General features: G+C 60.2%; 8 protein-coding genes and 1 pseudogene. 6 read left to right on the top strand and 3 right to left on the bottom strand.

The features are described from left to right. Positions 1–63 precede the first annotated feature (63 nt). From ACR0DY_RS19045 to ACR0DY_RS19035, 3 genes are all read right to left on the bottom strand, one after another. Positions 64–1,062, bottom strand: coding sequence for a hypothetical protein (locus tag ACR0DY_RS19045; RefSeq protein ID WP_480547570.1), 999 nt, complete (start codon positions 1,060–1,062; stop codon positions 64–66). Then, positions 1,055–4,768 carry a hypothetical protein gene (locus ACR0DY_RS19040; RefSeq protein ID WP_480547568.1) on the bottom strand — a complete coding sequence of 1,238 codons (3,714 nt, stop codon included), beginning with the start codon at positions 4,766–4,768 and terminating at the stop codon, positions 1,055–1,057. The genes ACR0DY_RS19045 and ACR0DY_RS19040 overlap by 8 nt, the downstream gene beginning before the upstream one ends. Positions 4,769–5,014: 246 nt before the next feature. Continuing rightward, positions 5,015–5,644: a response regulator transcription factor gene (locus ACR0DY_RS19035; protein WP_267365646.1), complete on the bottom strand. Its 630-nt coding sequence runs from the start codon at positions 5,642–5,644 to the stop codon at positions 5,015–5,017. Between the two features lie 220 nt (positions 5,645–5,864). Here ACR0DY_RS19035 and ACR0DY_RS19030 point away from each other — a divergent pair, with 220 nt between their 5' ends. The 6 genes and pseudogenes from ACR0DY_RS19030 to glyA form a co-directional block, all read left to right on the top strand. Then, positions 5,865–7,106 (top strand): pyridoxal-phosphate-dependent aminotransferase family protein, encoded by a 1,242-nt coding sequence (locus ACR0DY_RS19030; protein WP_480484871.1) that lies wholly within the window; start codon positions 5,865–5,867, stop codon positions 7,104–7,106. A gap of 15 nt (positions 7,107–7,121) precedes the next feature. Then, positions 7,122–8,321 (top strand): malate--CoA ligase subunit beta, encoded by a 1,200-nt coding sequence (locus tag ACR0DY_RS19025; protein WP_267365650.1) that lies wholly within the window; start codon positions 7,122–7,124, stop codon positions 8,319–8,321. Next, positions 8,318–9,205: a succinate--CoA ligase subunit alpha gene (sucD, locus tag ACR0DY_RS19020; RefSeq protein WP_209508187.1), complete on the top strand. Its 888-nt coding sequence runs from the start codon at positions 8,318–8,320 to the stop codon at positions 9,203–9,205. The genes ACR0DY_RS19025 and sucD overlap by 4 nt, the downstream gene beginning before the upstream one ends. Continuing rightward, on the top strand, positions 9,205–10,176 hold the full coding sequence (locus tag ACR0DY_RS19015; RefSeq protein ID WP_480898942.1) for a 2-hydroxyacid dehydrogenase: 972 nt from the start codon (positions 9,205–9,207) through the stop codon (positions 10,174–10,176). Before sucD ends, ACR0DY_RS19015 begins: the two co-directional genes overlap by 1 nt. Beyond that, the gene (locus ACR0DY_RS19010) at positions 10,176–12,806 is read left to right on the top strand and encodes a phosphoenolpyruvate carboxylase (RefSeq protein ID WP_480898939.1); all 2,631 of its coding nucleotides are present in this window, start codon (positions 10,176–10,178) and stop codon (positions 12,804–12,806) included. The genes ACR0DY_RS19015 and ACR0DY_RS19010 overlap by 1 nt, the downstream gene beginning before the upstream one ends. 22 nt (positions 12,807–12,828) lie before the next feature. Then, positions 12,829–12,963: pseudogene (gene glyA / locus ACR0DY_RS19005) on the top strand (serine hydroxymethyltransferase); the annotation flags it as partial.

Below are 12,963 nucleotides of genomic sequence, written 5' to 3'. Positions count from 1 at the left end.
TTCAAGCGTAACCCCAAAAACCAAGTGCCGCCAAATCACATTGTTGCGGTCGCAGAGGGGGTCCTATGGCGCGGCAAAGGTGCTTCCCGTCCAGACATTGTCCAGTTGATTGAAAACCGGCGAGGTGATGAGCATCTCGGCAGGGTACAGCAATTGCAGCTCATCCGCGAACCGCGTGACGCCGGGTACAAGCCCGGTGATGTTCTGCCACGCGGCCCAGCTGCCGGGATCGGACAGGCTGGTGGGATTGCCGGGATCAGCCGCCTGGTGCCAACCGGCCGCATTCAGGATCGGTGTAAGGGCAAAGCGCGCATCGTTGCTGTCAACCTCGGAACAGGCAGCAGCATCGCATTCCCAGCTTGTCCAGTCTGCCGCCGCGATGGTCCCGGCAATCGGGGCGGCGGCGTCGATGACCCGTGCCAGAACCTCGAACCCGCCACCCGCAGTCGGACGGCTGAGCGACAGGGGGTCGGTGGCCACGGCATGCAGCGCCGCAGTTGGTGCCAGGCTGAGGGTCCGACCGATCAAAGCCAGCTGTGCAATACCGTCGGTCACCGGGCCTGATCCGGCGGCCGGCAGGACCCTGACAGGTGTCAGGATCGGCACCGCACCGCCACGTATCGCGATTTCCTGCAACGCATTGTCGAAGGCCGGAACGAAATCACTGCGGATCGTGAAGCTCAGCGGGAAACTGGCTTGTTGCGGACCTACGGGCCTTGCCCCGTCGCGGGTGATGAAAGACATCGGCGGAATGGCACCCGGCTGCGGCAGCGAAATCTGCGGTCCCGCGATACCCAAAGCGGCCGCGATCATGCGTGCGCGCTGTTCGGACTCACCATACTCGCTCAGCAGATTGATATAGCCGCCGATCTCGGTGATGTTGCGCGGCGCAGGGATGCGCGAAGGGGCAATATCGCCCGCAATGGCCAGCCTATGGGCAATCACCTCACGGGCGCGCTGGATCGCCGGAGAATTGGTCGTTTCAAGGATGTTGATGATCGCCTCGGCAAGGCTTTCATCGATTCCCGGTTTGTCCGTCACATTTGTGCTCGTGTCACTCATTGTCGTCCTCCGCAGGGGCGTTCAGGCCATTGAGGAAATCCAGCACCGACTGGCTGCCGGCCTTGGTCGCGCTGCCGTCATCGGCATCCGCGTTCGCCTTGGTGAAGGCCCCGAAAAGCTTGGCCAAAAGCAGCGTGTTGGATGGGTTGGCCAAAGCAGCAGCCCCGCCGGGGAAATCCTTGAACAGGTTTTGAACGAAACCGGCCCGGTTGCCATCCGGTTGCCCACCGATCAGCGCGGAAACACCCGAAGCGTTCTTGGCAATATCCTCAAACCCCTTGATCTTGGCGGCATTGCTGGCGTCGAATGCCTTCTTGTCAGCGGCGGCCTTCTTGGCTTCTTCCTCTTTGCGGGCGGCAGCGATTTCCTGACCTTTACCCGCAAGTTCCGTGGCCTTTCCAACCAGTTCTTTCGTCAGATCCGTTGCCGTGTCGATGGCCTTGTCCCGACCGGCGGCAACAGATTGCGTTTCAAGCGCCAGTTGCGCCTGCAACTCCTTCAGACCCGTCAGATCGGTTCCCGCCCGCGCAAGATCGGGCGCAGCCTTGAGGATTTCGGCCAATTGCGACGTGGGCACAGCCTGGCCGGTGCCAATGTCGCCCCCTGCAATGGTCAGCGTGTTCGAAGGCTGGTTGTTCGGCAGGTCTGACGGCGCACGTGTACCAAAGATGGCGTCACTGTCAGCAGGCAGGACCGGCGCGTCGCCAACCGGTGGCGGTGTCGGGCTGTCCTGCCAGTTCCAGAAGCGGCGATGGTCGATCATCTCGCAGGAATTGCAGCGGCCCAGAACGGCCTCGCCCAACAGGCCTCTGGTCGGCAGCGAGATCGTGCGGCGCGGTGGCCGGAAATCCTCGCGGTGGAAGGCCAGAAGACTGTCCTGAATATCACCGGTCCGCATCTCCATCCGGTCGGCCAGATCGGGCGGGATCGAGAAGGGCATGATCATGGCATTGCCATAGAACCCAAGCACCTTGTTTTGAACGGTGCTGAGCAGCGATATCTCGCTTGAGGCATCGTCCAGCCCGCCTTCCGGTACCCCGATGGTGAAACGCTCCAGCAGGATCGCACGTTCTTCGTCCGTCATGCTGGCCCAGATCACGCGGGAATAGCGAACGGTGTTGGCCACAACATGCTGGTACATTTCTTCGATGCGGCGCAGATCTCGGCGTGACAGAACGTCCGGCACCTCCTGCACCGAATAGGGCAGGGTGGCAGGCAGCGCCTGGAACGTATTGTCATCAACAACGGTCTGGGCGTTTTCATTCATACGCGCCTCAAACTCGCTGACCATGGGCGGTCCTACCAGATCGTCAAAGTCCGAGCCCGAGATCGTGGTGCGAAGGCTGCGGTTGATATTGCGGGTCGCCCGATCCAGATCGTCGGCATCTTCCAGATTGGCCAGATGTTCCCAGATGTTGAAAATATTGATGGGATCAGGACCGGTGTAGAACGAGTAGGCAAACGAACCCGTCCGCCTGCGCAGCTCGACACGGGCGATATCCGACCGCTCGACCGAACGGGGCAAAGCCACAGACCCGGTATAGGTCCGGCGCTTGGTCGGATCACGCCGCGCATCAGCCAGCCGGACAAGCAGGTTCTCGCGTGTTTCCGCTGGCAGGTCATGCAGGTTGTCGATGTCTATCGGCGATCCGGTCAGCGGAACAGGTCCGACCCGGTCGCCATCCTGCGTGAAGATCACGACAGAAATGTCATCATTGGGCATGAACGTGCCCTGCGCCTCGAAACTGACGATGTCCTGTGCGACGCCGGGCGCGTTCTGCGGTGTTGCATCCTTGTCCGCATAAAACTCTTCCAGCAGCTTCAGTGCGCTGCGGAATCTGCGGCGGCTTCGGAACACGCGCCGGAACACTTCGGCATGGCGCAGGATGACCTTGTACCGGCTCAGCAATCCGGACCGGGTGACATTGCCCGGCAACTGGTCACCTTGCCCCAGACGGCGGAAGCGGATGAGTTGCATGGGCACAAAGACCACCAACTGCACGCCCTCGATACGCGTTTCCAGGGAAAAGTCGCGCAGGACTTCGAACCATTGCATGGTCATTGCGTGGCAATGATTGCGGTTGGCCACGAATTTCGTTGTTGCCGTCCGCCGATCCGTCGCAGTTGCAGTGCGCACACTGGTCCGTGCCGAGTTGCGCTTGACCGAAGCCGCCCGTTCAAGCGCGGCAGAGAATGTCTCATGGGTGTCGGACAGAAAATCGCGCGATGTGTTCTGCGTGTTGGACGAATTACCGGAAGAATTCGAACTGGACCGTGCGCCGCTGAAGCCCACGCCGCCAACGATGGCCCCGATGCCTCCGAACAGGCCGCCACCAACGCCACCTGCGCCCCCGAAGCTCTTTGAAAAAGCGCGGGTCGAAAACGAGGACGTGCCCTGAATCACCTCATCCAGCGCGCTTTCAAACGTACTGTCAAAGGACGTGTCGCGGGCTTCTTCGAATTCCTGTTGCTCTTCAAAGGTCAGGCTCTCTCGTTCACGTACGCTCAGTGTCTCGCGCTGTTCCGACACGACAATCCGCTGCTCTTCTCCGGGGGCAAGCGGCAGGGAATAGACCAACCGACCCAAAGACATGCCAGCGTGGACGGCCGTCGACCGCATCTTGGCAATATAGCCAAGCGCAAGGCTCGACGCTTTGGGCACATCCTGCGGCCGTTCTTCAAGATCTTCAAAGAAGTCCTCGATATCAATGGGTTCATCAATCGGAATTCGGTCCCGAAAATCCCAATCACCCCCGTCATTGTTGAACGCGGCCAGCAGCGTTTCGGCTGACAGATTGGCCTGAGCAAAGGTTGTGCCCGGGATGGTCGTCACAAAGCGGCCACCGCCTATGGGGCGTGTTCGAACGATATTCTTGGGCCCGACGAGCGGATCAATCAGCCGGTACAGAACCGAATAGCGCCGCCGTGAAACCGTGCCGCCTTCGGTTCGGTACTCCGACGCGCAATCGCCCTCGCCCAGCACGATAGGGGCCTGCGAACCGGTGAAATCGGATATGTTTTCTTCAGCATCCTCGGGATCCACCGGCAAGATATCGGCCAGCTCACCGACGATCGAACGCTGCAAAGGGAGGAGCGTGCGATCCAGCACCACAAGACCCATTTCGCCGTCCAGCGCGTCAACGCGCGGCACGGCTTCTGTCAGGGTGGTGTTTTGACCCCTGATCCGCAACCGCAGGCCGTTCTGTGGCAGGCGAAGATTGGGCAGATCAACCGAGAAGAGACCGCGCGCGTCCGTGACGGCGGCTTTGACAGCCCACGAGAAATCCGCATTGTCGATCCCTTCATTGGCGGTAAAGGTGGGGCGCAGGACCTCGACGATCACGCGTTCGGCAGGGGTCCCGTCCGGGTTGATCAGTTCCCCCCGCAGTTTCGGGGCAAGGGCGGGAACGACCGCCCCCAGAAAGCCTCCGGCCAGATCTTCGCGAATGGTTGCAAGCTGGCGAAAAACCGCGCCTGTCGACTGAACACGCCGGTCGACCAGATCGTTGATCACTTCCGTGGACAGCTCAATTCCGACGCCGCGGCGCAATGCCTTGAGCTTTTCCGCCTCAACCCGCTTCTGATCCTCAACGCTGTGCGCACCAGCCGCGACAGTGCCGGAAATTTCCGCTGATATCGATGGGTTTGGCCGAAGATTTGGTATGGACAGCGTTATGCGCGGGGGCTCACTGCTGGAGTCGGACATGAACGTCACCTCTCGAGAAAGAGCTGAAAAAAACGAGATGTCAGAAAAAGAAGTCAAATCATTAAAGGGGACCCAAGGTAACATGTTTGGGGGATTCGCGGAAGCAACGCAGGGTTGTGCCTACCGCCACGCGCGGCAAAGCGCTCAGGACAAGCACCGTGTCTCTTGCTGCTGACGGTATCCAGAATTGGTCAGAGTTGGACGAATAACCTGCCCGGAAACACCGGCATCCAAATCGCCTTTGGTCTAGTTTCGTGACTGCTGAGACGAATAGAAATACGCAATGGCCTGCGTGCGGTTTTTGACACTCAGCTTTTCGTAGATGTTGGACAGGTGAAACTTGACCGTGTTTGTCGAAATCTGAAGTTCCTTCGACAGGTCCCGGTTCGACATTCCTTGGGCCAGCGCCTCCAGAATTGCGCGTTCCTTACGCGACAGACTCTGGATTGGGTCCTGTTGCATCTTCCGGATATCGATGAACGGGAATACCATCTTACCCGCTGCAACTTTGGCGCAGGTTTCCAGCAGACCCTCAACCTCGCCCGTGCGGGCGGCAAATCCAGCCGCACCCGCCTGCATCGCCAATCGCGGGACATCGCCGCCAGTGTCGCCATAAACGACAAAGCGCGGGGCGTTGGGCTGATCGCGCAGAACCTCAATCAGTTTGGCGGCCCCCAAAACCGGAAGTGTCCAGTCGACGACACCAACCTGAACGGGAACCCGCATCACCGTTCCCAGAAACCCTTCGGCCGTTGCTGACGTGGCCATCAGCGAGAATCGGGGGTCCCGCTCGAATATTTCGGACATGGCCGACAGAACCAGCGGGTTGCCGTCCGCCAGCATGATGTCGATGGGTTTGTTCGGTGTCTCAACCATATGATTTTGCCCCGATTCCGGAAAAACCTACCCATAAGGATAGGTCATTTCTTTGTATACCTTCGTATTTTTACCAAAACGGGTAGGTACTGCCCCATCCTAATGGCCATCCAAAAGCAGTAGTAAGTTACGTTGCGTCATAAGGCAAGCTCGCGTTTCCTGCTCGGTAACTTGACACAACGGGCCGCAATGCCCGGCCAACAGCCGAGGATGCCAGACCATGACTTTTCAGATTTTCCCTCCGCTCGAAATCCCTCAGACCCTCGCTGCGGGGCCGGGGCCGGGTAACACGGATGCCCGCGTCCTCAAGGCCTTTGCCAATGCAGGCGTTGCCGATCACATGCAGGGGGACGTCCTTAGGGGGATGGTCGAATGCAAGCACATGCTGCGGAAAATCTGGGGCACCCAAAACGTCTATACCTTTGCTGTTGCCGGCACCGGTTGGAGCGCCCTGGACACCATGTTTTCGGCTGTCATGCCTGGCGATAAGGTCGTTGCTTTTGCCAACGGGACATTCTCGGGGATCGACGCGCTGACCCTGCGGATCAAGGCGGCGACGCCCGAAGAACATGCAGCCAACCCGATGGCACCTCAGGCCGCCAGCGTCACCGTGATCGAGGTTCCGCACGGCCAGCCGGTCACCGGTGATCTGGTCGAAGCTACGCTGGCGCAGCACAAACCGAAATGGGCTTTCATGGCGCATTGGGAAACCGGATCGGGCCGCATCAATGACCTGCGCGGATTTTCCGACGCGTGCGAACGTCATGGCGCGATGGGTCTGATCGATGCGGTGTCGTCTCTGGGCGTCGATGACTTCTCGATAGACGATTTTCCGGGTATCGCCGGATGGGCGTCCTGCCCGCAGAAAGGTCTGTGTTGCTTGCCGCTGACCTATGCCCCTGTCAGCTTTACCGACGCCTATATCACCTCACTGAAAACCACCGGTGCCTATACCTATGTGCACAATCCCATCTTTGAGGCCCGCCATTGGGGCATTGTCGATGGGCAGGATGTTGAAAAGGGCACCTATCACCGCACCCATTCGGGCTACGCCGTTGCGGCCTTCCATGAATCCCTGCGCCTGACCCTTCAGGAAGGTCTGGCCAAGCGGTCCGCGTCGTACAAGACGCACGAGAAGGTTCTGCGGGACGCCGTCACCGAATTGGGCTGCGAGGTCACCTCCGACATGCCCAGCCTGATCGTGCTGAACCTGCCCCCGGAACTGGCTGGCCGCGAGATGGAGCTGGTCCAGAACTGCCGCGCGCGCGGGTTTGGCATCTGGCCGACGCTCAGCGCACCCGTGCAGGTGCGCATCGGCATCCTCAACCAATTGAACCGCGACGCCGTCAGCCGGATTGTGCGCCTGTTCGCCGAAGCCATCCGAGAGCTGGGCGGAACGGTCGACCAAGACGCAATCGAAGACCTGCTGGAAAGCCGTTACGGTACCTCAATCGCTGCATAAACAGGAGCGGATCAGATGGATATTCACGAATACCAGGCAAAGGAAATTCTTTCGAATTTCGGTGTCGCCATACCATCCGGCGCACTGGCCTACAGTCCGGAACAAGCGGCCTATCGGGCGCGTGAGCTGGGCGGTGACAAATGGATCGTCAAGGCGCAGGTCCATGCAGGCGGTCGCGGCAAGGCCGGAGGGGTCAAGCTGTGCAACACCGAAAACGAAATCTATCAGGCCTGCGATGATCTGTTTGGCCGCAAGCTGGTCACGCACCAGACCGGCCCCGAAGGCAAAGGCATCTATCGCGTCTATGTCGAAGCCGCCGTGCCGATTGATCGCGAGATCTATCTCGGTTTTGTCCTCGACCGGTCCAGCCAAAGGGTGATGATCGTGGCCTCGTCCGAGGGCGGGATGGAGATCGAGGATATCTCGGCTGACCGCCCGGAAAGCATCGTCCGCTCCATCGTGGAGCCGGCGGTTGGGCTTCAGGAGTTTCAGGCGCGCGAGATCGCATTCAATCTGGGGCTTGAACCCAGGCTGATCCAGCAAATGGTGCGTACATTGCAAGGCTGCTACGCCGCCTTTAGCGAGCTGGACGCGACAATGGTCGAGATCAACCCGTTGGTCATCACGGGTGACGACCGGGTGCTGGCGCTTGACGCCAAGATGAGCTTTGACGACAACGCCCTGTTCCGCCATCCGCAAATCTCTGAACTGCGTGACAAAAGCCAGGAAGACCCGCGCGAAAGCCGCGCGGCCGACCGCGGATTGTCCTATGTCGGGCTGGACGGAAATATCGGCTGCATCGTCAACGGTGCCGGTCTGGCGATGGCCACGATGGACACGATCAAGCTGGCCGGTGGCGAGCCTGCAAACTTCCTCGACATCGGCGGCGGGGCCTCACCCGAACGTGTGGCCAAGGCATTTCGTCTGGTCCTGTCGGACGACAATGTTCAGGCCATTCTGGTCAACATCTTCGCCGGTATCAACCGCTGCGACTGGGTGGCCGAAGGCGTCGTTCAGGCGCTGCGGGAACTTGACCTCGATCTGCCCGTCGTCGTGCGGCTGGCTGGAACAAACGTCGAAGAGGGTCAGAAGATTCTGGCCAAGTCCGGCCTGCCGATCATTCGCGCCACAACGCTGATGGAGGCGGCAGAACGCGCTGTTGGCGCATGGAAAAACGACCTTACTCAAGGCACCAAGATGAGGGCTGTGAAATGAGCATTCTTCTCGACCGTGACTCGCGCGTCATCGTGCAGGGCATCACCGGCCGCATGGCCCGGTTCCATACCAAGGACATGCTGAACTACGGCACCAATGTCGTGGGCGGCGTCGTACCCGGCAAAGGCGGGGAAACCGTCGAAGGTGTTCCGGTCTTTGACACCGTCAAACAGGCTGTCGAGGCGACCGGCGCGGATGCCAGCCTTGTTTTTGTGCCCCCGCCATTTGCGGCTGATTCAATCATGGAAGCAGCAGATGCCGGTATCCGCTACTGCGTCTGCATCACCGACGGGATTCCGGCGCAGGACATGATCCGGGTGAAACGGTACATGTACCGCTATCCGAAAGAGAAACGCATGGTGCTGACCGGGCCGAACTGTGCCGGTACGATCTCGCCCGGAAAGGCGTTGCTGGGCATCATGCCGGGTCACATCTATCTGCCCGGCCATGTCGGCATCATCGGCCGCTCGGGCACGCTGGGCTATGAGGCTGCGGCGCAGCTGAAAGAACGCGGCATCGGTGTCTCGACCAGTGTCGGGATTGGTGGCGACCCGATCAACGGGTCATCCTTCAAGGACATCCTGCAGCGGTTCGAAGAGGACGAGGACACCCATGTCATCGCCATGATCGGCGAGATCGGCGGCCCACAGGAAGCTGAGGCTGCCGAATACATCCGCGACCACATCACCAAACCGGTGATTGCTTATGTCGCGGGTCTGACCGCCCCGAAAGGCCGCACCATGGGCCACGCGGGTGCGATCATTTCGGCCTTTGGCGAAAGCGCCAGCGAAAAGGTCGAGATCCTGTCCGCCGCCGGGGTGACCGTTGCCGAAAACCCCGCTGTGATCGGTGAAACAATTGCCCGTGTGATGGAGGCCGCGTGATGGTCAAACCCTCGGTACTTGTGACCCGTCGCTGGCCTGCCGCCGTCGAGGCGCAGCTGGCCGAGAATTACAACGCTGTTCTGAACACCGGGGACAAGCCCATGTCCCCGGCAGATATCCGGCTGGCGTTGAAGTCCTATGACGCGGTGCTGCCCACCGTCACCGACACGCTCAGCGCCGAGGCGCTGGATGTACCCGGTGCACAGACAAAGATCCTTGCCAATTACGGCGTTGGCTACAGCCACATCTGCGAACCGTCGGCGCGTGAGCTGGGCATGACCGTGACCAACACGCCCGATGTTTTGTCCGAATGCACCGCCGATATCGCCATGACCCTGCTGTTGATGGTGGCGCGGCGCGCGGGCGAGGGTGAGCGCGAGCTGCGGTCCGGCAACTGGACCGGATGGCGGCCCACACATCTGGTTGGAACCAAGGTCAGCGGCAAAACGCTGGGCATCATCGGCTATGGCCGCATCGGGCAAGAGATGGCCCGCCGTGCGCATCATGGCTTTGGTATGGACATCCTCGTCTACAACCGCAGTCAGATAGCGCCGGATGTACTGGCCATGTGCAATGCAACGCAGGTGGCCTCGATTGACGACTTGCTGCCGCAATGCGACTTCGTCTCGCTGCATTGCCCCGGCGGGGCTGAAAACCGCCATCTGATCAACGCGCGCAGACTGGGCCTGATGAAGCCCGACGCCTTTCTGATCAACACCGCGCGCGGTGAGGTGATCGACGAATGGGCGCTGGTCCAGGCCCTGATGTTCGAGATGATCGGCGGGGCCGCGCTGGACGTGTTCGATGGTGAACCCCGTATCAGCCCGGACCTGCTGCAATGCGACAACCTCGTGATGCTGCCACATCTGGGCAGCGCCACCCGTGAAGCGCGCGAGGCGATGGGGTTTCGGGTTCTCGATAACCTGAATGATTTCTTTGAAGGCCGCGAACCCCGGGACCGCGTGATCTGATGCAAGCGCTGGCCCCGAATATGCAGCCCACTCCCAACCCCTCGAGCTATGCCGAAGGGTTGCGCTCGGAATTGCGGGCGTTGTGGCGGAACATATTGCTGAAACGGGCGCCACATGTGGCGGCATGGGCCGAGGCCACGCCGCTGCAAGCCATTCCCACGGGACCCGAAGCAACGCCGTATTTGCAGGCCCTTTCGATCTGGTTCCAATTGTTGTGCATCATCGATGAAAACGCCGAGGTTCGGGACCGTCGATTGACCGAAACCCAAAACGGCGCAGAAGCGGTAGAAGGCGGTTTTGCCGAAGCCCTGACGGACTTGTCCCTGGCCTATAGCCAGGTTGAAAAGCTGACCGCTAACCTGTGTACCGGTCCCACTCTGACCGCGCATCCGACCGAAGCCAAGCGGGTTACGGTTCTGGAAATTCACCGGCGTATCTACCGCAACCTCGTCAGTCTTGAAACGCAACGCTGGACCCCGACAGAACACGCCGAATTGCTGAATGGTCTGGAAGGAGAGATTGATCTCTTGTGGCTGACCGGCGAACTTCGCCTGTCGCGCCCAAGCCTGCACGACGAGATCGAATGGGGGTTGCAGTTCTTCCGCGATGCAATCTTTGATGCCGTGCCGCAGGTTATGGGCCGGTTCGATCAGGCCTGCCTGCAAGTGCTGGGTCGTACGCTGAGCGATACACCCGATATCCGCTTTCACAGCTGGATCGGCGGCGACCGGGATGGCAACCCGAATGTCACGACCGAGATGACCGCATTGGCGCTGAAACGCGGACGCGAAACAGTTCTGGACCTATATCGCCAGGCACTCGAACGTGCTGCGGGCAGGTTGAGCATCAGCGCGCTGATATTGCCTTTACCTGAACCTGTCAGGACGCAAGTACAAGCGATAGTCGACCGGGCTCCGGTCGCCGGACGCAATCGGAATGAACCGTTCCGGCAAGCACTCAACGCCATTCGCTATCGGCTGACAAACAGCGGCTATGATCACATCTCGCAATTCGTGGGCGATCTCGACACGCTTGATACCGCTTTATGTTCGGTCAACGCGGATATTCTGGCGCGGCAGCACATCCGTCCGCTGCGCCGGGCCGCTTCGGTATTCGGGTTTCGAACCACAACGCTGGACATCCGCCAGAATTCGACCGTCACAACCGACGTTCTGGCCGAAATCTGGTCGCATAGCGGAAAGGTGCCGGTTTACGGCACAGCCGAATGGTCTGCCCGCTTGCGAACCGAACTGGCCGATCAGAACCTGCCCTATCAAAACCACGATGCGTTAAGCGATCAGGCGCGGGAACTGCTTGCTCTTCTGGCTCTGGCCCATGGTGTGCGATCGGGACCGGACCCCAAGGCAATAGGGCCCTTCATCCTCTCCATGACCCGTTCGGCCGACGACATTCTCGGCATCTACCTGTTGGCCCGCTATGCCGGGTTTGGATCTGAAACTCTGGATCTTTCGGTAGTCCCATTGTTCGAGACGATTGCCGATTTGCGAAATGCCCCATCGATCCTGCTGGACGTTCTGGCTGTTCCGCTTGCCCGTCGCAGCCTCAAAACCGACGGTCGAGTAATCGAGGTGATGCTGGGATATTCGGACAGCGGCAAGGACGGGGGCTATTTCTGCTCAACATGGGAGCTGGAGCGCGCCCAACGCCGGATCGTCGCGGCGCTGGCTTCGCAAGGTTTCAAGGCCACGTTTTTCCATGGTCGCGGCGGCTCGGTCAGCCGGGGCGGTGCACCGACCGGGCGCGCCATCGCCGCGCAACCCAGTGGAACAGTTGCCGGGCGGCTGCGCGTGACCGAACAGGGCGAGGTGGTTTCGGCCAAATATGCCAACCGTGGCACGGCTGCGGCGCATCTGGAGTTGTTGCTGTCAAGCACGATGCGCCATACGGCGACCCCTGACGAGGCGCCTTCACGGCCTGAATTCGATGACGCATTGGATGCTTTGTCAGAGTTGTCACAGACAGCCTATGTCTCGCTTTTGCAGATGCCGGGTTTTCTGGACTATTTCCAGCAGGCGAGCCCCGTCCAAGAACTTGCCCGCCTGAAAATGGGATCCCGCCCGACCCGCCGGTTTGGCGCGGCCAGTCTGGATGACCTGCGGGCCATTCCGTGGGTCTTTGCGTGGTCGCAGAACCGCCACCTGATCACCGGCTGGTACGGGTTCGGCACCGCCATGGCCAGTTTTCGCAAGTTTCGCGGCGCGCGCGGTGATGACGTGTTGCACGACATGTTTCGACACTCCCGCCTGTTCCGCCTTGCCGTCGATGAGATGGAAAAATCGCTCTATCAGACGGATATGGAAATCGCAGCGCAGTATGGCGAATTGGTCTCTGATATCGAGATCCGCCAACGTGTATCGCAGGTGATCAAGGCGGAATACGATCGTGCCTGCAAAGCGATCCGGTTTCTGACCGGTGGTCAGGTCATCGGCCATCGCTTTCCCCGCCTTTGCGAGAGGTTTGACCGCAAACAGGCCGAATTGGCCCGCATTCATGCTCTTCAGGTCGAACTGCTGCAACACGCCCGCAACGAACCGCAGGCAGGGTCAGTTCCCGTGCCCCTGCTGCAATCCATGAACGCCATTTCCGCTGGCCTTGGCTGGACCGGCTAACCATTTTCAGGAGACCAAAACTGTGAACGCCCCGCATCGAACAGATGGATTTTTCACCCAGTCCTTGTCGGACCGCGACCCTGAGCTTTTTGGCTCGATCCGGTCTGAGCTGGGTCGTCAGCGCGACGAGATCGAGCTGATTGCGTCCGAGAACATC

Source organism: Ruegeria sp. O6 (assembly GCF_056535045.1).
Note: the sequence above shows the minus strand (reverse complement) of the source record. Positions and strands in the feature narration are given on the sequence as shown.